This window comes from Roseibium sp. RP-7, from assembly GCF_053005225.1.
This window is the reverse complement of sequence record NZ_JBRKQA010000002.1, coordinates 1,222,153-1,243,239: the sequence shown is the minus strand read 5'-3', so window position 1 is coordinate 1,243,239 and position 21,087 is coordinate 1,222,153. Positions and strand designations below refer to the sequence as shown.

Below are 21,087 nucleotides of genomic sequence, written 5' to 3'. Positions count from 1 at the left end.
GCTGCTCAGCAACTTCCGTGCCAGTGCCTGTTTTTGCGAAAAACGCTGATTTCTCCTGTTGAATGGATGCTGGCTGTTGGTCGCGTCGGACAAAATCTTCCGCTGTCCCCAGGTAAAATTCGCCCGGTGCTGGTGGTGCGCTCGGCAGGAAATGCCCTGGCGCGGCCATGCCATGGGCCGGCATTGGCTGAGGGGTCTCCGAGCAAACGCAGCTTGATGGAGAAGCTGTCTGGCGGAATTGGCCGAGAGATTTTGATCCGCGGCAGCTTTGTAATACTGCCGGGCGTCTTTGGCACGGCGTGTGCTAGGCGCGATTTAACGGCCGAGCGGGTAGGCGGCCGGGCTTTCGCAGCTACCCTGGAACACACCACGTCATGTCCCTTCCCATACTGATCACCGGAAGTGCCGGCCTTATCGGGTCCGCCCTTGTGGACACGCTGACGGCGCTGGGCCGTCCTGTCCGTACGTTTGATATTGCCGATGCTGGGCAGGACAGCCGCGACGGCGTTGCGGTTGAAGACGCAGTGCGGGGCTGTGGCGGCGTTATTCACCTGGCAGCAGTGTCCCGGGTGCTTTGGGGTGAGCATAATCCCGTGCTGTGCCGGGACGTGAATGTCGGGGGAACCCGCAACGTTCTTGCAGCTGCTGCAAATAGCGGGAGCCGTCCCTGGGTTCTCTTCGGCAGCAGCCGGGAAGCCTATGGGCCGGTCACCCGATTTCCGGCAGATGAAGACACTGCACGCTGCCCGATGAATGTCTACGGACGGTCGAAGCTGGCAGGCGAGAAGCTGGTGGAGGCAGCCCAGGAGGCCGGTGTCAAGGCCGCTATCCTGCGGTTCTCGAACGTCTATGGCCGGATTTCCGATCATGCGGACCGTGTTGTTCCCGCCTTCGCAAGAGCCGCCGCCGAAGGGCGCAGATTGCAGGTCGAGGGCCGCAATCATGTCTTCGACTTCAATTATCTGGATGATGTCGTTGACGGTATCCTGAAGATGGTCACTTTCATCGAGGCGGAACGGAAGGCGCCGCCGCCTGTGCAATTCGTCTCCGGGGTCGGCACCAGCCTGACCGAACTTGCCGAAGCCAGCGTACGGCTTGCCGGAACGGCCGCCGAAATCCACCATGTCGGGCCGCGCAGCTTCGACGTCAACGGCTTCGTCGGATCGGGGGAACGCGCCCGGCAATTGCTTGGCTGGCAAACGAAGACAAGCATAGAGGATGGGCTTGCGCATATGGTCCGGGCCTTTGCGGATGCAAATGGCGAGGCGCAGCTTGCAGAGCCTGCATGTGCCTTCAGTGCAGGTGCTCCTGACCCCGGTCTGTCCGCTGTTTGATTGCTGTTCCTTGAGCCGGTGCCGGTTGAAACGACCGGCCTGGCTTGCCCTGTTGCCATGAATCGGATTAGCTGCAGGAAAGCGTGGCCAATGGCGCCATATTGCTTCTGCAACGCTTGCCCGCGATTTGCAATTGCCTGATATCCTTGGGGAAATTTCTTCCGTCAATCGCCGTAAAGCGGATTTTTGATTGACGTATGTCAGAATGCTGCGCGACATTGTCTCCCTGTCGGTCAGCGGGTGTCCGGTCGATCCCGCGGGGGCGCCCGGACGCTGATCGGCGTTGAAGTGGTGGATCATCTTGTCTGCGTTCACGAGAACGCGGGATGGTCCGGGAGACGTAATGGTCAAGCCAACCGTACACGATATCGCCCGGGAGGCCGGGGTCAGCCTGTCGACCGTCGACCGGGTCTTGAACGGGCGTGCGGATGTGCGCCCGAAGAACGCGGAGCGGGTGAAGGAAGCTGTCCGCAAGCTCGGCTATGTGCGCGATACCAATGCGGCCAATCTCGCCAGGCAGCGCCAGTACAAATTCGTGTTCGTTCTTCCCGAAGGGCCCAATCATTTCGTCGAAACGCTGGTGGCCGCGGTCGAAGAAGCGTCCGGTGCGCAGGTGGCGGACCGGACCGACGTCAGCGTGTTGCTGGTCGACGCCGCCGATCCGCACGCGGTTGTCGACAAGCTGAAGACCCTGGACCTGTCCGAACTGGACGGCGTTGCCATGATGGTTCCGGAAACACCGCAGGTGCGCGATGCCATCGCGCATATCAAGAGTGCAGGTGTTTACGTCGTCGCGCTGGTGTCGGACCTGCCGAACTCGAAATGCCACTATTTTGCAGGTGTCGACAATTTCTCCGCCGGCAAGACCGCAGGGGCGCTGTTGGGCAAGTTCTTGCGCAACGAGACCGGCAGCATCCTGGTGGTGACCAATTCCATGGTGGCGCGTGACAGTATCGAGCGCCGCTTCGGTCTGGACGAAGTGCTGTCGCGGGACTTTCCGCAACTGAAAACCCTGCCGACGATCGAATTCTACGACGATCCGGACCGGATCCATGAAACCCTTGACCACGCGCTCAAGGCACATCCGGAGCTGAAGGCGGTTTATTCCATGGGGTCGGGCAATGCGGCCATGCTGGATGCATTGCGTGAGCATGGCGTTTCCGGACGGTTTGTGGTGATCGCTCACGATCTGACGCCCGTAACGCGGCAGGCTCTTGCCGATGGCGAACTTGATGCTGTCATCGCCCAGAATGTCGGTCATCTCGTGCGCAGTGCCCTGCGGGTCTTGCGGGCCAAATGCGACGGCACGGACATCTATGAGGCGCAGGAAAAGATCCGGATCGAGATCATCATGCGCGAAAACCTCTATTGAGGCTGGCCGCTCCGGCCAAGAGTTCTGTCCCCTAAAAATAAGTAAAATCAATATCATGTCCTGTGTTGTCGGCATGAATCAGGTCTGATTGGCCTCAAAAAGAAAGACGTATGTCAGTTTTTTGATTGACGTGACATACGTATGTCAGATAGCGTGAGCCTGCACTTGGAGGAGTGCTGCGGTCCGGCATGCGCCGGCACGCGACCATTCGGGAGGACTTCACCCATGAAAACTGCGAAACTTCTCGCGGCAACCGCCATTGTTGCGGTTAGCGGACTATCTGTTTCCAATGCGCAGGCCGATGAGCTGACGCTGTGCTGGGCGGCCTGGGATCCGGCCAACGCGCTGGTCGAGCTGTCGAAGGAATTTGAAGCCGAGTACGGCCACACCATGAATTTCGAATTCGTGCCCTGGCCGAACTTCGCCGACCGTATGCTGAACGAGCTGAACTCCGGCGGCAAACTGTGCGATCTGCTGATCGGCGACAGCCAGTGGATCGGCGGCGGCGCGGAAAACGGCCATTACGTCAAGCTGAACGACTTCTTCGAGAAGGAAGGCATCAGCATGGACGATTTCGCTCCGGCGACCGTCTACGCCTATTCCACCTGGCCCAAGGGCGAGCCGAACTACTATGCGCTGCCGGCCATGGGCGATGCCAACGGCTGGTTCTATCGCAAGGACTGGTTCGAAATGCCGGAAATTCAGGCTGCCTTCAAGGAGAAGCACGGCCGTGACCTGGCTCCGCCCAAGACGCAAGCTGAGCTTCTGGAAGTCGCACAGTTCTTCCAGGGACGCGAGATCGACGGTCAGACCCGGTACGGCGCGTCCATCTTCACCGAGCGCGGCTCAGAAGGTATCACCATGGGTGCGACCAGCGCGCTTTATCCGTTCGGCTTCAAATACGAGATGACACCGGGCAAATACGACATGGAAGGTGCGGTCAACTCGCCCGAGGCCGTGGCGGGACTGGAGTTCTACAAGGAACTCTACAAGACCGGCACGCCCCCGGGCTACACCGACAGCTACATGGAACAGTCCCTCGATGCCTTCAAGTCGGGGCAGGTGGCCATGGCCATGAACTGGTTCGCCTTCTTCCCCGGCCTCTATGCCGACCCGGATGTGGGCGGCGACAAGATCGGCTTCTTCGTCAATCCCGGCCAGAACCGGGAAGCCTCGACGCTCGGCGGGCAGGGCATCTCCGTGGTGGCCTATTCCGACAAGCAGGATGCGGCGCTTGAGTACATCAAGTGGTTCGCGCAGCCGAGCGTTCAGAAGAAGTGGTGGGATCTCGGCGGCTATTCCTGCCATGTCAGCGTCCTCAGCGATCCGAGCTTCCCGGACAGTGCGCCGTTTGCGTCCGACTTCCTTCTGGCCATGGATAACGTGATGGATTTCTGGCAGGAGCCGGCTTACGCCGAACTGCTGCTGGCGATGCAAAAACGCCTTCATGACTATGTGGTTGCCGACCAGGGCACCGCACAGGAAGCGCTCGACAAGCTGATCGCCGACTGGACCGAAACCTTCGAGGACGAAGGCAAGCTCTGACGGCTCGAGGCGAACCCTGACGATACCAATGCGCGTCAGGGTTTGACCTGTCCTTGTCTCGGCGGATGGCCGGTCTTTTGGCGGCCATGTCCTGATCCTGCCTCTGCGGACGGCCCGCCTTCTGGCGGGCTGTCTCACCCTGAAAGACCGGCCGGCCCGGCCCGTGCTTTCCGGAACCGTTTCTCAAGAAGAGCGTCTCATGTCCGACACCCCGATAGACCGAGTAGCAAAGGCAACGCCGCCCACCGTTGCCGCGAAAATCCGAGGGCTTTCCGACCGTACGATTGCCTGGCTTTTTGTCGCTCCGACAATTTTCCTGCTGCTTGCGGTCAATATCTTCCCGTTGATCTGGACGATCAATCTCAGTTTCACGAATTTCCGGGCCAATCGGCCCAACCGCGATGTCGAATACATCGGCCTGCGCAATTACGAGCGCATCCTGACCGATGGCGACATCTGGCTGACCATGCAGGCGACCGCGCATTTCCTGTTCTGGACCATCGTCCTGCAGGTGCTGATCGGTTTCACCCTGGCCTGGCTGATCAACCGGAAATTCAAGGGCAACGATCTGTGGACCACCCTGATCGTGCTGCCGATGATGTTGTCGCCGGCCGTTGTCGGTAACTTCTGGACCTTTCTCTACCAGCCGCAGATCGGTCTCTTCAATTACGGTGTGTCCTTCTTCACCGGGGTCGATCCGGCATCCTTCCAGATGATCGGCGACGTGGCGCTCGCGCCCTGGGCCATCGTGATCGTCGATACCTGGATGTGGACCCCCTTCGTGATGCTCATCTGTCTGGCAGGCCTCCGATCGATACCGGACTATATCTACGAGGCCGCGGAAATCGATCGGGCCAGCAAGTGGCGCCAGTTCTGGACGATCACTGTGCCCATGGTGCTGCCCTTCCTCATGCTGGCAGTCCTGTTCCGCGGCATCGAGAACTTCAAGATGTTCGATCTTGTGGTGCAGCTCACCGGCGGTGGCCCCGGCTCCGTGACCGAACTCACCTCCATCAACCTGAAGCGTGAAGCCTTCGAGAAGTGGCGCACCGGCTATGCCTCCGCCTACGCGATCGTCCTTTTCGTGACTGTCTTCGGCCTCGCGTCGATCTACGTCAAAGCTCTGAACAAGGTGAAGGAAAGATGAGCAGCTATTCCATCACAGAACCGTCTTCGCGGCAGAAGTGGGTGGCCGGGTCGCTGGTCATCGCCTACGCGGTCATCACCCTGCTGCCGCTGGTCTGGATCCTGACAACAGGGTTCAAGTCTCCGGTCGATGCCATCGCCTATCCACCGAAGGTGCTCTTCGAGCCGTCGCTGGAAGGCTACGTCAACCTCTTCACCACCCGCACCCGCGTGTCGCCGGAACAACTTCAGGCGCTGCCGCCGCCCGCTACCTGGTACGAGGAAATCGTGCGTAACCGCGACATGGTGATCGCGGGCCCCTCCCGCTACGGCGAAAGGTTCCTGAATTCGGTCATCATCGGATTTGGCTCCACCTTCCTGTCGGTGTTCCTCGGAACACTCGCCGCCTATGCCTTTTCAAGGTTCAAGGTGCCGCTGAAGGACGACCTGCTGTTCTTCATCCTGTCGACAAGAATGATGCCGCCGATCGCGGTCGCGATCCCGATCTTCCTGATGTTCCGCACCCTTGGGCTGTCGGATACGCACCTGGGCATGATCCTGCTCTATACGGCGGTCAATATCTCGCTTGCGGTCTGGCTGCTGAAGGGCTTCATCGACGAGATCCCGCGAGAATACGAGGAAGCGGCGCTGATCGACGGCTACACCCGCTTCCAGGCGTTCTACAAGGTGGTGTTGCCGCAGGCGGCAACGGGCATCGCCTCGACGGCCATCTTCTGCCTGATCTTCTCGTGGAACGAATATGCCTTCGCGGTGCTGCTGACCTCCGGTACGGCGCAGACGGCTCCCCCCTTCATTCCGACCATCATCGGCGTCGGCGGCCAGGACTGGCCGGCGGTCGCTGCAGGGGCAACCCTGTTCCTGGTGCCGGTCATGGTCTTCACCATCCTGCTTCGCAAACATCTCCTGCGCGGCATCACCTTCGGAGCGGTCCGCAAATGATCAGCGATTTCATGAGCGGCCTCGTCCGCCTGCGCCGCGGGTCCTGGGAAATGCTCGCATCCCTTCTGATCGCCATTGGTGTGATCATGCTGATGCAGCCGGTCTTCCTGTGGGCCTACACCTATTCCTTCATCGTCACGCTGACCGGAACAGTCATGTTCATCATCGTCAGCCACTTTCCGGAGTGACTGTCTTGGCAGAGATCGTAATCAGAAACCTTCGGAAGGAATTCGGCGACTTCACTGCCGTGCAGTCGTCTTCCTTCAAGATCGAGGACGGTGAGTTCTTCATGCTGCTCGGCCCGTCCGGCTGCGGCAAGACCACCACCTTGCGCATGATCGCCGGGCTGGAGCTGCCGACGTCGGGCGAGATCTATATCGACGGCGAGGAGGTCGGCCAACGGCCGGCGAGCCAGCGCGATATCGCCTTCGTCTTCCAGATGTTCGCCCTCTACCCGCACATGAATGTGCGCAAGAACATCTCCTATCCTCTGGTCAGCCAGGGCATGCCGAAACATCAGGTTGCCGAGAAGGTGGCGGAAGTTGCCCGCATTCTCGGGATCGAGAAGATCCTCGACCGGCCGGTGGGCGGGCTTTCCGGCGGCGACCGCCAGCGCGTCGCGCTCGGCAGGGCCATCGTCCGGGATCCGAAAGCCTTCATGATGGACGAGCCGCTCGGTGCGCTCGATGCGGAGTTCCGCGAGCATATGGCGGAGGAGCTGCGGGCCCTGCATGACCGCATGGGCGCCACCACTGTCTATGTCACCCACGACCAGCTGGAGGCGATGCAGATGGGCGACAAGATCGTGGTCATGAACCATGGCGTCATCGAGCAGTTCGGCACGCCGCAGGATATCTACGACAAGCCGGCAACCATGTTCGTTGCCGACTTCATCGGCTCGCCGCCGATGAACTTCCTGCGCTTTCACGGCGAGGTCCATGCGGGCGCGTCCAAGGTGATGATGCATCACGAGGAGCTGGACGTACCGCGGCTGATGGAACCCTTTGAAGGTGACATGGTCTTCGGCATCCGTCCGGAGCACATCACGCTCAACGACAGCGGATCCTACCGGGGTGAGGTTCTGGCCGCCGAATATCTCGGCACCACGCAGATCGTCACGTTGAAGACCGCCTCCGGTGAGCTGAAGGCCCGCATTCCCTCAGACCAGCCTGTTCGCGCCGGTGAATTTGTCGGCCTCGAATTCAACGGATCAACGGTGACGCTGTTCGACAATCAGTCGGGGCGGGCGCTGCGGTCGGAACTGAACGAGGGAGTGCTTGCTCATGGCTGAAGTCAGGCTGTCAGGCCTCACCAAGCGGTTCGGCGATACGCTCGCTGTCGATGAGGTGAGCATGAACATCCCCAATGGCGCCTTCGTGACGCTGCTGGGGCCGACAGGGGCCGGGAAGACCACCATCCTGCGTCTGATCGCGGGACTGGAACAGCCGGACGCCGGCGACGTCGTCATCGCGGGGCGGTCGGTGGTTGGAGACACGCCGGCGCAGCGCAACGTCGCCATGGTGTTCCAGCAATATTCGCTCTATCCGCACATGAGCGTGCGGGAGAACCTGGCATTTCCGCTTCGCTCGCCCTTGCTCAAGACGCCTGCGGACGAGATCGACCGCAAGGTTGCCGAAGTGGCCGAAGTCTTGCGCATTTCGCACAAGCTTGCCAACAAGGCAACCAACCTTTCCGGCGGCGAAATGCAGCGGGTGTCCATCGGCCGGGCACTGGTGCGCGATCCGTCCATCTATCTGATGGACGAACCGCTTTCCTCGCTCGATGCCAAGCTGCGGTCGGACCTGCGCATCGAGTTGAAGCGCATCCAGGAAAGCCTGGGGGCGACGTTGCTTTACGTGACCCATGACCAGATTGAAGCCATGACCATGGCAACGCACGTCGGCGTTCTTGATCATGGCCGCCTGGTGCAATTCGGATCGCCGCGCGAGATCTACGAGAACCCGGTCAATCTCTATGTCGCCGGGCGTCTCGGCCAGCCACGCATCAACGTGCTGCCGGCCGATCTTTTCGCCGGTGCGCCGAGCGGTGCCAAGACCATCGGTCTGCGTCCGGAGCATATCGCGCAAGGCGAAGGCAAGGTATCGGAAGTTCGCCGGGTCGAACATCTGGGTGATCAGACCCGGCTGCATCTATCTCTGGATGGACATTCCGTCGTAACGCTGTCAGACAGCCACACCGCCCTGGAACCGGGCGACACTCTCGCCATTCAACCAAGAAATCCGCTTTTCTTCGACGCCAGCGGCGCTCGCATTTCCTGAGGAGACGGGACATGAAGCAATTCATCAATACCAAGGAAACGCTCGTCACCGAAGCGATTGACGGCATGCTGCGCACGGCCGGCGGACGGCTCGCCCGTCTCGACGGTTATCCGCATATCAAGGTGGTGGTGCGCACCGACTGGGACAAATCCAAGGTGGCGCTTGTCTCCGGCGGCGGCTCTGGTCATGAGCCAAGCCATGCAGGTTTCGTCGGCCAGGGCATGCTCACGGCGGCCGTCTGCGGCGAGGTGTTTGCCTCGCCCTCCGTGGATGCGGTACTGGCGGGCATTCTGGCCGTCACCGGCAAGGCCGGCTGCCTGCTGATCGTCAAGAACTACACCGGCGACCGGCTGAACTTCGGTCTGGCGGCCGAGCGGGCCCGCTCCTTCGGACTGAAGGTCAACATGGTGATTGTCGATGACGACGTTGCCCTGCCGGACCTGCCGCAGGCGCGCGGTGTCGCCGGTACGCTGTTCGTGCACAAGATCGCCGGAGCGCTCGCCGATCAGGGCGCGGATCTGGAGACGATTACCGAGGCGGCGAAGAAAACCATCGGCGGTGCGATCTCGATCGGCATGTCGCTGGACACCTGCACGGTGCCTGGCTCGCCCAAGGAAGACCGGATTGCCCATGGCAAGGCGGAACTCGGGCTTGGCATTCACGGCGAGGCGGGGATCGAGCAGGTTGATTATTCGAATGCCCGCGCCGCCATGGCCATGGTGGTGGACCGGCTAGCACCGAACCTCGCACCCGGACCTCATGTGGCGATCGTGAACAACCTGGGCAGCACGACACCTCTTGAAATGTCGGTGCTTCTGGAAGAGCTCACGGCCTCGCGCATCGGCAGCCAGATCCGCTGGGTCATCGGCCCCGCGGCGATGATGACCTCGCTCGACATGCATGGGTTCTCCGTGTCGCTGCTACCGGTCGGCAAGACGGAAGAAGCCCTGCTGCAGGCGCCGGTCGCACCCTGGGCGTGGCCCGGCTGTCTTGCGCTTGGCGCGGTTTCGGTCCTGCCCCTGCCGGACGGCCTGACGCCGATCCAGCCGCTGCCGTCCAAGAACCCGGAGACGCGTAAGTTCATCGAACGGTGTTGCGACATCCTGATCGCGGCCGAGGACGATCTCAATGCGCTTGATGCCAAATCGGGCGATGGCGACACCGGCAGCACGCTTGCCACCGCGGCCCGGGCGCTGGTGAAGGCACTCGACCGGTTGCCGCTGGCGGATCTCACTCAGCTTTATCGCGCAATCGGTCTGGAACTCAGCCAGACAATGGGCGGGTCTTCCGGTGTCCTGCTGGCGATCTTCTTTGCCGCTGCCGGCGATGCGTCCTCCAGCGGCCGTGGGGCCATTGGGGCGTTGAAGGCCGGTCTTGACCGGATCATGCAGGTGGGCGGCGCCCAGCCGGGTGACCGCACCATGATCGACGCTCTGCTGCCGGCGCTCAACGCTCTGGAAAACGGTGTCGAGGCGGCTGCTGCCGAAGCCCGTCAGGGCGCGGACGCCACGTCGCGGATCACGCGGGCGCGGGCGGGCAGGGCATCCTACGTCTCGGAGGCGAACCTCTCCGGTCACAACGATCCGGGCGCGGAGGCCGTCGCCCGGCTGTTCGAGCAACTGACCCTCTCACCGGCCCTTACCTCCAAGTCCGCGTAGGCCGGCACCTGACCGGCAGGCCGGGCTTCGAGCCCACGGCCTGCCGGTGCTTTCCCTGATTTTCCATTCTATTGAAACAGCTTCTGGTCGCGTGTCCTCGCCAATGGTGTTCCGGCGTTCGGATAACCGGCAAGGCCCGGGACATTGCGATCTCCGGCAGGCTTTCCACAAATTCCCGTTGGCTTGATGTTACCGCTTTGATGCCCTTGCGTTAGGTAAGGTGCCTGTCGTCATGCCGGCTGGCGGGTCTTCCTTTGCAGGAAGTGGCAGGGTTGATGATAAAGACGTTTTCTGTCCATTCTTCTCACGGAAACCCTTGCCTTCGGGATTGATCCATCACAAACTCCGGCAAATTTTACGGGATCTTGTGATGCTTTTGCGGCTGACCAGAATGTATAACTTTCCGATTGGTCGCCTGCATGCAAAGCTCAAGGCGAAGGGAGTGAACCAGGTCGCCAAATAGAGCTTGAAAAAAGTTATGTAATATAACTATTATAGATCATCATCTGATCGGAGGGAGGAATCCGGTCAGGTTTTGAAGTTGATCGAACAGGGAGGAAACCATGATCAACTTGCATAAGCAGTTTGCCAAACTGGCTGTGGCTGCGACTGTCTCCGCAATCGCACTTGGCGGGAGCATGTCGTCCACACTTGCGCAGGAAGTCACGCTGCGCCTGCACCAGTTCCTGCCGGCTCAGGCCAATGTACCCAAGAACGTTCTCGACCCCTGGGCCGACAAGATCGAAGCGGAATCCGGTGGGCGCATCAAGATCGAGCGTTATCCGGCCATGCAGCTGGGCGGCAAGCCGCCGGAGCTGATCGATCAGGTGGTCGATGGTGTCGTTGATATCGTCTGGACCGTTGCCGGTTATACCCCGGGTCGCTTCCCGCGCGCAGAAGTGTTCGAGCTTCCGTTCACGATGACGGATGCGGAGACCATGTCCCGTGCCTACTGGAAACTTGCCGAAGAAACGATGATGGATGAGGACTTCGCGCGCTTCAAGCCGCTGGCCCTCTGGGTTCATGGTCCTGGTGTCATCCACTCCAGCAAGCCGATCGTCGCACTGTCCGACCTGAACGGCGTCAAGCTGCGTGCACCGACCCGTGTCACCAACAAGCTGTTCTCCAATCTGGGTGCAACGCCGATCGGCATGCCGGTTCCGGCCATTCCGGAAGCGCTCAGCAAGGGTGTTGTCGATGCGACGGTTATTCCGTGGGAAGTCGTCGGCGCGCTGAAGGTGAACGAGCTGGTCAAGAACCACACCGAGTTCCCGGGCAAGGCGCTCTACACCACGTCCTTCATCTTCGGGATGAACAAGGACAAGTACGACAGCCTGCCGGACGACCTGAAGGCCATCATCGACGCAAACTCCGGTGAGGAATTCTCTGCCTTCGCCGGCAAGCAGATGCAGGCCGATGATGCCGGCCCGCGGGCCGCAGCCGTGGAGATGGGCAACAACATCATCACGCTGACGGACGAGCAGGCTGCCGAGTGGGAAGCCGCCGCTCAGGGCACCATCGACGAGTGGTACGCCGAAATGGATGCCAAGGGCATCGACGGCAAGGCGCTGCAGGCCCGTGCCGAAGCGCTGATGGCCAACTGACCGTCATGAAGCAGCCCTCCGGAACCTGGTGTTCCGGAGGGCATCCTTCGACAGGATACACGTAAAATGCTGCTCACTCTGGTGGAGCGTCTCGCGCGCTTCATGGCGATCCTTGGCGGTCTGGTTCTGACAGCGCTGATCGGGCTGACCTGTGTCAGCGTGCTTGGCCGCGGGCTGAACACATTCGGTCATTCCGAATTTATGACCTCGCTGTCCGAAAGCGCCGCCAACGCGCTGATCGCGACCGGTGTCGGTCCGGTTTCCGGCGATTTCGAGCTGGTCGAAGCGGGGATCAGCTTCACCATTTTCGCCTTTCTGCCCATCTGTCAGCTTAAGCGGGGGCACGCCACCGTGGACGTTTTCGCCGGCAGTTTTCCGCGCTGGATGAACCGGTGGCTGGAAGTCGTGTGGGAGGTTCTCCTCAGCTTGCTGATCTTCCTGATCACCTGGCGGCTGTTCGTCGGCATGGAAGACAAGATGCGCTACAACGAAACCACCTTCCTGCTGCAGTTTCCGATCTGGTGGGCCTTCGCGCTCAGCTTTGCCGCCGCCGCTGTTGCCTCCGTCGTTGCGCTCTACTGCGCCGTCGCCAAGGTGCTTGAACTGATCACCGGCCGGCGTTTCACGCCCGATGCCGAGGGAGGGGTCCATTGAGCCTGCTTGAACTCGGCTATCTGTCGTTTCCCGTTCTTCTGCTGCTTATCTTCCTGCGGGCGCCGATCGGCCTTGCCATGATGATTTGCGGTCTGGGTGGTCTCTATCTTGCGACCGGCAGTTCCAACATCATTCTCGCCAAGCTGAAGTCGGAGACCTATTCCACCTTCTCCAGCTACTCGCTGACGATCATTCCGATGTTCCTGCTGATGGGGCAGTTCGCGACCCACTCCGGCATGTCGTCGTCTCTCTTCAAGGCCGCCGAAAGCTGGCTCGGCCATCGCAAGGGCGGTGTTGCCATGGCTGCGGTCGGGGCCTGCGCGGGCTTTGGCGCCATCTGCGGATCGTCACTGGCAACCGCCGCCACCATGAGCCGTGTCGCCCTGCCGGAACTGCGCCGCTACGGCTATTCCGGCGGCTTTTCGACGGCAACGCTGGCCGCCGGCGGCACGCTCGGCATTCTCATTCCACCGTCGGTCATCCTGGTGATCTATGCCATCCTGACCGAACAGAACATCGCCAAGCTGTTCCTGGCTGCCTTCATTCCGGGCATTCTGGCGGCCATCGGCTACATGATCACCATCTCGATCTATGTCCGCCTCAACCCCGGCTCCGCCGGAACGCGTGAGCCGGTGCCTTATGCGGAGCGCATGCGTGCGCTGATGGACGTCTGGCCTGTGCTGCTGGTCTTCGGTCTCGTGGTCGGCGGCATCTATCTGGGCTGGTTCACCCCGACCGAGGGCGCTGCCGTCGGTGCGGCCGGAACGGGCATCATCGCGCTCATTTCCGGTAACCTGACCTGGAAGGTCTTTGTCGACAGCATGATCCAGACGGCCATGAGCACGGCGATGATCTTCTTCATCGTGCTCGGTGCCGGCTTCTACAACAGCTTCCTGGCACTCAGCCAGCTGCCGCAGGAACTCTCCGGCTGGGTCGTCGGCCAGGGCTTCAGTCCGCTTGTCGTTCTGACACTGATCCTGCTGTTCTACCTGGTTTTTGGTTGCCTGATGGACAGCCTGTCGATGATCCTTCTGACCATCCCGATCTTCTTTCCGGTGATCAGCGTGCTCGACTTCGGTATGAGCCCGGAACACGTTGCTATCTGGTTCGGTATCCTGGTGCTGATCGTTGTCGAGGTGGGGCTGATAACACCGCCCGTCGGCATGAACCTTTTCATCATCAACGCGATGGATCGGTCGACGCCGATGAAGGAGACCTACAAGGCGGTTCTCTGGTTCGTAACGTCCGACATAGTCCGCGTGATCCTGTTGGTCCTCTTTCCGTCAATCACCCTGTTCCTTCTGGCTGGCTAACCCAACCGGAAGGAGTGCGCCCTTTCGGCGTATCAAAATAGGTATGAGATATAACAATGATGACTAAAACCAATTCAGAGGCTGTGCCATGCTGATATCCGGACAAGCGGCTTTCGTGACAGGTGGCGGCAGTGGCCTCGGGGCCGCGACAGCCCGTCATTTTGCGAGCCAGGGCGCGAAAGTTGCGATCCTTGATTTCGATATCGACCGGGCCCGCACTGTGGCGGAAGAAATCGGCGGCTTCGCCGTTCAGGCCGACGTCAGCGACGAGGCAGCCGTAGGGACTGCACTCGACAAGGCGGTCGGGTTGCTCGGTGAAACGCCGCGTGTTGTCGTCAACTGCGCCGGCGTCGGCTTTGCCGCACGCATCGTCGGCCGAGAAGGGAAGCTCTCCTTCGATACCTTTGAAAAGACGCTGAAGGTCAATCTCTTCGGCACGTTCAATGTCATGAGCCATGCCGCAAGACGCCTCATGGACGTGGAGCCGCTGGAAAACGGCGAGCGCGGCGTGATCGTCAATACGGCATCGGTCGCCTTCGAGGACGGCCAGCTGGGCCAGGCTGCCTATTCGGCGTCCAAGGGCGGCATTGCCGCCATGTGCCTGCCGGCAGCGCGGGAGTTTGCCCAGCACGGCATCCGCGTGATGGCCATTGCGCCGGGCCTGTTCAGAACGCCGATGATGGAAGGCCTGCCGGAAGAGGTCTCAGCCAAGATCACGGCCAACATTCCGTTCCCGCCACGTCTTGGCGAGCCGGAGGAATTCGCCCTGCTTGCCGGGCACATCGTGACCAACCCGTTCCTGAACGGCACGACCATCCGCCTGGATGGCGCCGTGCGTCTGCCGCCGCGCTGAGGAGACACCGATGACAGAACCGATGCTGAAAATTGAGATTTCCGATAGCGTCGCGACCCTGACCATGAACCGTCCGGACAAGCGCAACGCCATGTGCGACGAGCTGCTTGGGGCCATTGACGGCTTTTTCCTGTCTCCGCCCGCCGAGGTGAAGGCCGTGGTCATCACCGGCACGGCCGGGCATTTCTGCTCGGGCCTTGATCTGTCCGAGCATGTGGCCCGCGACGCGGAAGGAACCATGCGCCATTCGCGCGGCTGGCACCAGGTGATGGACCGGATCCAGTTCGGCGGATTGCCGGTGGTTTCCGCCATGTTCGGCGCCGTCATCGGCGGCGGTCTGGAACTGGCCAGTGCCACCCACGTGCGCGTTGCCGAAACCTCCGCGTTCTTCCAGCTGCCGGAAGGCCGCCGGGGCATCTTCGTCGGTGGTGGCGCTTCCGTGCGCGTGGGCCGCATTCTGGGAGCGGACCGGATGACCGAGATGATGCTGACCGGCCGCAAGTACAACGCGGATGAAGGCCTGGCTCTGGGCCTTGCTCATTACACTGTCGGCGAGGGAGAGGCGCTGGCCAAGGCACAGGACCTGGCAGGCCGGATCGCTTCCAACGCGCCGCTGTCCAACTACATCATGATCCAGGCGCTGGCGCGCATTGCGGACATGTCCAAGACGGACGGTCTCTTTACCGAGAGCCTGTGCGCCGCGATTACACAGACCAGCCCGGACGCGCTGGAAGGCCTTGCCGCCTTCCTGGAAAAGCGCAACCCGACCTTCAGGTGATCTCATGAGGAAAACCGCGATGGAACCGGAGAGCGAGACCGGAATTGTCAACGTCAGCGACAGGACCCTGCGCGCGCTTTACGGCTATCAGATGAAGCGGACGTTCAACGTCATTCAGTCGGACCTGAGCCGCACCCTGAAGCCGTTCGACCTGCGCATGCTGACCTATACCGCCCTTGTGCTGATCGTCGACAATCCGGGCTTGCGCCAGTCCCAACTGGCCGAGGCCATGGATATCGAACGGCCCAACCTGGTCGTGATTGTCGACGAACTGGAGCGGCGTGACCTGATCATCCGTGACCGGTTGCCGAGTGATCGCAGGGCCTATGCGTTGAAGGCGACACTGGCCGGTCGCCGGCTGTGTGAAAAGGCAATCGCCGCGGTCATGGAGCACGAGAAGATGCTGCTCAACGGTATCAGCAAGGACGCGTTGAGTGTCGCCACCAAGGTGATGCAGATGATTGAAAGCAACCGCCAACGGGAAGACTGACATGAAGTTTCGGGAGGAGACGATCATGAAGCGCACCACGGAATTTCTGCGCCACTCGGTCGAGCGGGAAGACCGCCCGGATGGCAGCATTCTGCTGCGGTCCACCTATCCGCTGAGCCCGGTGGTCGAGCGGACGGGAGACTGGCTGCACCAATGGGCGGGGGAAGCTCCGGACAGGGTGTTTCTGGCCGAACGCAGCGGTGCCGGCTGGCGCGAGGAAAGCTATGCGGACATCCTGGAAAAGGTTCGGGCGATCGGTGCTGCGCTCCTGGCAAGAGGCATGGGGGCGAATACGCCGATCCTGATCATGTCCGGCAACGGCGTCGATCACGGCATTCTTGCGCTTGCCGCCCAGTATGTCGGAGTGCCGGTGGTGCCGGTGGCCGAGCAGTATTCGCTCATTCACGGTGCCCATGGCCGCCTGCGCGAGGCGATCAACCTGATCAAGCCGAAAATGGCCTATGTGGTGGATGCCGACCAATACGGCGAAGCGTTGAACCTGGAAGATCTTGCGTCGGTCGAGATTGTCGCCAGCCGACCGGGAAGCCGGAACGTTACCGCCTTCGCCGACCTTCTGAAGGGAGACGGCGGCGTCGACGTCGACAGTGCCTTCGCGGCCGTCACGCCGGATACGGTCGGCAAGATCCTGATGACCTCCGGCTCGACCTCCAGCCCGAAGGGCGTTCTGACCACCCACCGGATGATGTGCGTGAACCAGGCCCAGCTTGCCGACTCCATGCCGTTCCTGCGCAAGCGCCCGCCGGTGATCGTCGATTGGCTGCCCTGGAACCACGTCTTCGGCGGCTCGCATAATTTCAACATGATGCTGGCCAACGGCGGCAGTCTCTACATTGACGACGGCAAGCCGGTGAAGGGCCTGTTCGAACGGACGGTGGAGAACCTGTCGTTGAAGACCGGTACGCTGGTGTTCAACGTGCCGCTTGGCTTCGGCATGCTGCTGAAGGCACTGGAAGCAGATACGGATCTGCGTCAGCGGTTCTTCGAGGATCTGGACCTGATCTTCTATGCAGGGGCCTCCCTGCCGCAGGAGGTCTGGTCCGGATTTGAGCGCATGGCGATGGAGGTCAAGGGCGAGGTGCCCTTGATGACGTCTTCCTGGGGACTGACCGAAACAGCGCCCTCGGCCCTGATGCAGCAGGAACCTGCCCCCCACTCCGGCATTGTCGGTGTTCCGGTGAGCGGCGTCACCGTCAAGCTTTTACCCGATGCGGACATGCGCTGCGAAGTCCGCGTGAAGGGCCCCAACGTGATGCCCGGCTATCTCAACGATCCTGAAAAGACCGCCGCAGCCTTCGATGAAGAAGGGTTCTTCATCACCGGGGATGCGATGCTGTTTCTTGATCCAGCAGACGCAAACAAGGGCATGCGCTTTGACGGCCGGATATCGGAGGACTTCAAGCTGCAGTCCGGCACCTGGGTGCGGGCGGCGCAGCTGAAGCTGGACATGCTGTCCCGTCTCGCGCCGCTTGCCGCAGACCTGATCATCACCGGTGCCGATCGGAAGCAGATCGGGGTGATGATCTTCCCGAATGTCGCGGAGCTGACCCGGGAAGGCTTTGACCTCAACGATGATGACGGTGCTTTCCGCTGCAAGCTGCTGCAGGGCGAAATCCACCGCCGGCTTTCGGCGCGCGCCCGCGAGATCAGCGGCAGCTCGACACTGGTGTCCCGCGCCATCGTGCTGTCTCAGCCGGCTTCCATGCCCGAAGGCGAGATGACCGCCAAGGGCAATCTGAACATCCGAAAGGTTCTGGCGCGCCGCGAGGCCCTGCTGGAACGGCTTTACACCGACGATGACCCTGCTGTGGTCACACTCTGATTGAGGAGCGCTTGAAATGGTCGACATCACCAAGGTTCGCGCCATCGACATCCACACTCACGCCGAAGAGCCCTGCGGCTGTCATTCCGACGATGGCTATGACGACTTGCAGGCGACGATGGCGAAATACTTCCGCGCGCCCTGGAGCCATCCGCCGACCGTGCCGGAAACGGCAGCCCATTACCGCGAACAGAACATTGCGGCGGTAATCTTTCCGGTCGATGCCGAGCGCGAGACCGGCTACCGCCGCTACAAGAACGAGGAAGTGGCGGAGCTTGCCGCCGAAAACGACGATGTGCTGATCCCCTTCGCCTCCATCGATCCGCATAAGGGCAAGATGGGTGCGCGCGAGGCGCGGCGCCTGATGAGGGATTTCGGCATCAAGGGTTTCAAGTTCCACCCGACGATGCAGGGTTTTTACCCTAACGATCGCATGGCCTACGAACTCTACGAGGCGATTGCGGAAGAAGGCTCCATCGCGCTGTTCCACACCGGCCAGACGGGCGTCGGCAGCGGCATGCGCGGCGGCAACGGCATGCGGCTGAAATACTCCAACCCGATGTATATGGACGATGTCGCGGTCGATTTTCCCGACATGAAGATCATCCTCGCGCATCCTTCCTTCCCTTGGCAGGAGGAAGCCCTGGCGGTCGCCCAGCACAAGCCCAATGTCTATATCGACCTCTCCGGCTGGTCGCCGAAGTATTTCCCCGAAATCCTGGTGAAATACTGCAATTCGATCCTGAAGAAGAAGGTGCTGTTCGGCTCCGACTGGCCGATGATCACGCCGGAGCGCTGGCTGACGGATTTCGAGAAGATCGCCATCAAGGACGAGCTGCGGCCGGACATCATCAAGGGCAATGCGGCAAGGCTGCTGGGGCTGGCATGATCACTCCGCAGCTCTCCCATTTCTGCGACCTTGAGGTCGAACTTGGCCCTGTCCGGGAACTAGGCCAGGGCAGGGCAGGTGCGCGGCGGATCATCCCGATTGTCGGTGGCCGGGTGACAGGTCAGGTGTCCGGAACGGTGCTGGACATGGGCGCTGACTGGCAGACGATCCTGGCGGACGGTTCGGCCGATATCGACACCCGCTACGCCTTCGAGACAGACGACGGCGCGGTGATCGAGATCATCAACAAGGGTGTTCGCCATGGTCCGTCGGACGTGCTGCAAGCGCTTGCCCGCGGCGAGGATATCGACCCTGCGCTCTATTACTTCCGCACGGCGGCGCGGCTGGAGACCGGAGACCCGCGTTATGACTGGGTCAACAATACTCTCTTCGTCGGCACCGGCCGGCGGCTTGCCTCCGCCGTGCTTGTGTCCTTGTTTCGGGTGGGGTGAGGGAGCAACAACTTGGCCTTGGACGCCTCTTTGCCAGAAGCCTTTGTCCGGCTGCTTCCTCATCCTGAGGAGGGCGACAGCCCGTCTCGAAGGATGGGCGGCAATCTCCGGCGCAAGCGGCCCATCCTTCGAGACGGACCTGAAGGTCCTCCTCAGGATGAGGGGGAATACAAAGCGACTATCCGATTGAGTATCTGTTGAAAGCCTGGAACTGATGAAACCCTTCACCGCACCGCTTGACGATATCCTGTTCTGCCTTACCCATGTTGCCGGGGCAGCCGATCTGCCGGACTTCGATGCGGATCTTGCCGCCGAGATCGGCGGTCATTTTGCTGCCTTTGCAGAAGAGCAGTTGGCCCCGTTGAACGAACCGGGGGATAGCCAGGGTTGCCGGCTGGTGGAGGGGCGGGTGCGCATGCCGGACGGGTTTCGCGAAGCCTATGCCGCCTATGCGGAGCAGGGCTGGCCGGGATTGACGATCCCGGAAGCACTTGGCGGGCAGGGGCTCGATGCCGGCGTACTTGCAATCACCTCGGAAATCTTCACCGGCGCCAACCACAGTCTGCAGATGGTGACGAGCCTTGCTGCGGGTGCCGCCCGCACCTTGCTGGCCTTTGGCACGGAAGATCAGCAGGCGCGCGTGATCCCGCAATTTGCCTCCGGCGAGGCCCTCGCCACCATGTGCCTGACCGAACCGGACGCGGGATCCGATCTTTCCCGCATCCGTTGCCGGGCTGTGCAGGCTGGTGATGGCTGGTCAATCAGCGGCGAGAAGATCTTCATCTCCGGCGGCGATCAGGACATGAGCGAGAAGATCCATCATCTGGTGCTGGCCCGCACGTCAGACGATGGCGTGAAGGGCCTGTCGCTGTTTCTGTGCCCGTGCACCCGCGCGGACGGCAGCCGCAACGCGGTGACCGTGACCCGCATTGAGGAAAAGATGGGCCTGCATGCTTCGCCAACCTGCCAGCTTGCGTTCGACGGCGCCGACGCCGAACTGGTTGGCCGGGAAGGAGAAGGCCTGAAGGCGATGTTCACGATGATGAACCATGCCCGCGTGGATGTGGCCTTGCAGGGTGTTGCCCATGCCGCCCGCGCTGCGGATATCGCCAGCACCTATGCGGCGGAACGCAAGCAGGGTAGGGATGCCGCGGGCAAGCCGGTGACGCTGGATGGTCATGCCGACGTACGTCGCATGCTGAACGAGATCGATGCCCTTGCCCTTGGCGGACGAGCAATCGCGCACCTTGCGCTGGTCACGGTCGAAGCAGGCGAGAACGGGGCGCTAGCGGAATTCCTGACACCGATCGCCAAGGCTTACTGCACGCAAGCCGGCATGCAGGCAACGGAGCTTGGCATGCAGGTGCTCGGCGGGTACGGCTATCTGAAGGAATACGTCCTGGAACAGTGCTACCGGGATGTGCGGATCACCGCGATTTATGAAGGCGCCAACGCCATTCATGAAAGAGCACTGGTCACGCGTCTGTTGCCGGGCAAGGAAAGCGAGGCATTCGAGGAATTCCTGCGGGCCGAATGTCTGCGGAACGACAAGATTTACCCGCAACTGGGCGAGGTTGTCGCCAACTGGTGCCGGGTTAGGGATCGGGTGTTGCAGAGCGAGGACCCGACAGCCCTTGCCCATGACTTCATGAAACTGACGAGCAAGACCCTGTTGAAGGTCCTGTGGGCACGCATGGCGGAAAAGTCTGACCTCCATCCAGACCCTGAGCGGATCAGGCGGCTTGCGGTGAAAGTGCTTGAAAGGCCGGAACTGGCGCTGAGCGCCTGAGCCTGCACAGCAGCAAAATTCTTTTCCTCAAGGGGCAACGGACACGAGCCCCTTGGGCAGCAATGTCTCGCGAAAAAGGCCGGGGATGAGGTTCTCTCTCGTTCTGCTTTTGCACGCTGGTCTGTTCCCGAAACCTTTTCAATGTCCGCAGC

The 21,087-nt window shown here is 61.3% G+C and carries 19 protein-coding genes; all 19 read left to right on the top strand.

The window, feature by feature from the left end; genetic code table 11:
• Positions 1-374 precede the first annotated feature (374 nt).
• Positions 375-1,334: an NAD-dependent epimerase/dehydratase family protein gene (locus tag ACVDG9_RS20415; RefSeq protein ID WP_447238828.1), complete on the top strand. Its 960-nt coding sequence runs from the start codon at positions 375-377 to the stop codon at positions 1,332-1,334.
• A gap of 343 nt (positions 1,335-1,677) precedes the next feature.
• Entirely contained in the window at positions 1,678-2,706 is a 1,029-nt protein-coding gene (locus tag ACVDG9_RS20410; RefSeq protein ID WP_447238827.1) for a LacI family DNA-binding transcriptional regulator, read from the top strand.
• Between the two features lie 225 nt (positions 2,707-2,931).
• On the top strand, positions 2,932-4,251 hold the full coding sequence (locus ACVDG9_RS20405; protein WP_062487385.1) for an ABC transporter substrate-binding protein: 1,320 nt from the start codon (positions 2,932-2,934) through the stop codon (positions 4,249-4,251).
• 199 nt (positions 4,252-4,450) lie between these two features.
• On the top strand, positions 4,451-5,398 hold the full coding sequence (locus tag ACVDG9_RS20400) for a carbohydrate ABC transporter permease (protein ID WP_031270370.1): 948 nt from the start codon (positions 4,451-4,453) through the stop codon (positions 5,396-5,398).
• Positions 5,395-6,336 (top strand): carbohydrate ABC transporter permease, encoded by a 942-nt coding sequence (locus tag ACVDG9_RS20395; RefSeq protein WP_023003182.1) that lies wholly within the window; start codon positions 5,395-5,397, stop codon positions 6,334-6,336. The genes ACVDG9_RS20400 and ACVDG9_RS20395 overlap by 4 nt, the downstream gene beginning before the upstream one ends.
• Entirely contained in the window at positions 6,333-6,524 is a 192-nt protein-coding gene (locus ACVDG9_RS20390; protein ID WP_023003183.1) for a hypothetical protein, read from the top strand. Before ACVDG9_RS20395 ends, ACVDG9_RS20390 begins: the two co-directional genes overlap by 4 nt.
• A 5-nt stretch (positions 6,525-6,529) precedes the next feature.
• Positions 6,530-7,627: an ABC transporter ATP-binding protein gene (locus ACVDG9_RS20385; protein WP_055656157.1), complete on the top strand. Its 1,098-nt coding sequence runs from the start codon at positions 6,530-6,532 to the stop codon at positions 7,625-7,627.
• Positions 7,620-8,615, top strand: a complete 996-nt coding sequence (locus tag ACVDG9_RS20380) for an ABC transporter ATP-binding protein (protein WP_023003185.1) — start codon at positions 7,620-7,622, stop codon at positions 8,613-8,615. The genes ACVDG9_RS20385 and ACVDG9_RS20380 overlap by 8 nt, the downstream gene beginning before the upstream one ends.
• Positions 8,616-8,626: 11 nt before the next feature.
• Positions 8,627-10,273, top strand: coding sequence for a dihydroxyacetone kinase subunit DhaK (locus ACVDG9_RS20375; protein WP_055656154.1), 1,647 nt, complete (start codon positions 8,627-8,629; stop codon positions 10,271-10,273).
• A gap of 563 nt (positions 10,274-10,836) precedes the next feature.
• A complete protein-coding gene (locus ACVDG9_RS20370) occupies positions 10,837-11,877 on the top strand; it encodes a TRAP transporter substrate-binding protein (RefSeq protein ID WP_023003188.1) in 1,041 nt (346 codons plus the stop codon).
• A gap of 66 nt (positions 11,878-11,943) precedes the next feature.
• Positions 11,944-12,531: a TRAP transporter small permease gene (locus ACVDG9_RS20365; RefSeq protein ID WP_023003189.1), complete on the top strand. Its 588-nt coding sequence runs from the start codon at positions 11,944-11,946 to the stop codon at positions 12,529-12,531.
• Positions 12,528-13,844 carry a TRAP transporter large permease gene (locus tag ACVDG9_RS20360; RefSeq protein WP_023003190.1) on the top strand — a complete coding sequence of 439 codons (1,317 nt, stop codon included), beginning with the start codon at positions 12,528-12,530 and terminating at the stop codon, positions 13,842-13,844. Before ACVDG9_RS20365 ends, ACVDG9_RS20360 begins: the two co-directional genes overlap by 4 nt.
• 88 nt (positions 13,845-13,932) lie before the next feature.
• Positions 13,933-14,697 carry an SDR family NAD(P)-dependent oxidoreductase gene (locus tag ACVDG9_RS20355; protein WP_447238826.1) on the top strand — a complete coding sequence of 255 codons (765 nt, stop codon included), beginning with the start codon at positions 13,933-13,935 and terminating at the stop codon, positions 14,695-14,697.
• Positions 14,698-14,707: 10 nt separating this feature from the next.
• Positions 14,708-15,475, top strand: a complete 768-nt coding sequence (locus ACVDG9_RS20350) for a crotonase/enoyl-CoA hydratase family protein (RefSeq protein WP_031270371.1) — start codon at positions 14,708-14,710, stop codon at positions 15,473-15,475.
• 19 nt (positions 15,476-15,494) lie between these two features.
• On the top strand, positions 15,495-15,965 hold the full coding sequence (locus ACVDG9_RS20345; RefSeq protein ID WP_370198883.1) for a MarR family winged helix-turn-helix transcriptional regulator: 471 nt from the start codon (positions 15,495-15,497) through the stop codon (positions 15,963-15,965).
• A 25-nt stretch (positions 15,966-15,990) separates the two neighbouring features.
• A complete protein-coding gene (locus tag ACVDG9_RS20340; protein ID WP_447238825.1) occupies positions 15,991-17,805 on the top strand; it encodes a feruloyl-CoA synthase in 1,815 nt (604 codons plus the stop codon).
• 16 nt (positions 17,806-17,821) lie between these two features.
• Positions 17,822-18,694 carry an amidohydrolase family protein gene (locus ACVDG9_RS20335; protein ID WP_447238824.1) on the top strand — a complete coding sequence of 291 codons (873 nt, stop codon included), beginning with the start codon at positions 17,822-17,824 and terminating at the stop codon, positions 18,692-18,694.
• Positions 18,691-19,146 carry a DUF3237 domain-containing protein gene (locus ACVDG9_RS20330; RefSeq protein WP_447238823.1) on the top strand — a complete coding sequence of 152 codons (456 nt, stop codon included), beginning with the start codon at positions 18,691-18,693 and terminating at the stop codon, positions 19,144-19,146. Before ACVDG9_RS20335 ends, ACVDG9_RS20330 begins: the two co-directional genes overlap by 4 nt.
• Before the next feature lie 214 nt (positions 19,147-19,360).
• Complete coding sequence (locus ACVDG9_RS20325; RefSeq protein WP_447238822.1) at positions 19,361-20,935, top strand: acyl-CoA dehydrogenase family protein; 1,575 nt, start codon at positions 19,361-19,363, stop codon at positions 20,933-20,935.
• Positions 20,936-21,087 lie beyond the last annotated feature (152 nt).

Excerpts from the sequence above, each read along its gene's own strand:
- ACVDG9_RS20345 (WP_370198883.1), top strand. The coding sequence starts at position 15,495 with ATGGAACCGGAGAGCGAGACCGGAATTGTCAACGTCAGCGACAGGACC.
- ACVDG9_RS20350 (WP_031270371.1), top strand. The coding sequence starts at position 14,708 with ATGACAGAACCGATGCTGAAAATTGAGATTTCCGATAGCGTCGCGACC.
- ACVDG9_RS20410 (WP_447238827.1), top strand. The coding sequence starts at position 1,678 with ATGGTCAAGCCAACCGTACACGATATCGCCCGGGAGGCCGGGGTCAGC.
- ACVDG9_RS20330 (WP_447238823.1), top strand. The coding sequence starts at position 18,691 with ATGATCACTCCGCAGCTCTCCCATTTCTGCGACCTTGAGGTCGAACTT.
- ACVDG9_RS20380 (WP_023003185.1), top strand. The coding sequence starts at position 7,620 with ATGGCTGAAGTCAGGCTGTCAGGCCTCACCAAGCGGTTCGGCGATACG.
- ACVDG9_RS20325 (WP_447238822.1), top strand. The coding sequence starts at position 19,361 with ATGAAACCCTTCACCGCACCGCTTGACGATATCCTGTTCTGCCTTACC.
- ACVDG9_RS20335 (WP_447238824.1), top strand. The coding sequence starts at position 17,822 with ATGGTCGACATCACCAAGGTTCGCGCCATCGACATCCACACTCACGCC.
- ACVDG9_RS20405 (WP_062487385.1), top strand. The coding sequence starts at position 2,932 with ATGAAAACTGCGAAACTTCTCGCGGCAACCGCCATTGTTGCGGTTAGC.
- ACVDG9_RS20390 (WP_023003183.1), top strand. The coding sequence starts at position 6,333 with ATGATCAGCGATTTCATGAGCGGCCTCGTCCGCCTGCGCCGCGGGTCC.
- ACVDG9_RS20415 (WP_447238828.1), top strand. The coding sequence starts at position 375 with ATGTCCCTTCCCATACTGATCACCGGAAGTGCCGGCCTTATCGGGTCC.
- ACVDG9_RS20370 (WP_023003188.1), top strand. The coding sequence starts at position 10,837 with ATGATCAACTTGCATAAGCAGTTTGCCAAACTGGCTGTGGCTGCGACT.
- ACVDG9_RS20365 (WP_023003189.1), top strand. The coding sequence starts at position 11,944 with ATGCTGCTCACTCTGGTGGAGCGTCTCGCGCGCTTCATGGCGATCCTT.
- ACVDG9_RS20340 (WP_447238825.1), top strand. The coding sequence starts at position 15,991 with ATGAAGCGCACCACGGAATTTCTGCGCCACTCGGTCGAGCGGGAAGAC.
- ACVDG9_RS20355 (WP_447238826.1), top strand. The coding sequence starts at position 13,933 with ATGCTGATATCCGGACAAGCGGCTTTCGTGACAGGTGGCGGCAGTGGC.
- ACVDG9_RS20375 (WP_055656154.1), top strand. The coding sequence starts at position 8,627 with ATGAAGCAATTCATCAATACCAAGGAAACGCTCGTCACCGAAGCGATT.
- ACVDG9_RS20395 (WP_023003182.1), top strand. The coding sequence starts at position 5,395 with ATGAGCAGCTATTCCATCACAGAACCGTCTTCGCGGCAGAAGTGGGTG.
- ACVDG9_RS20400 (WP_031270370.1), top strand. The coding sequence starts at position 4,451 with ATGTCCGACACCCCGATAGACCGAGTAGCAAAGGCAACGCCGCCCACC.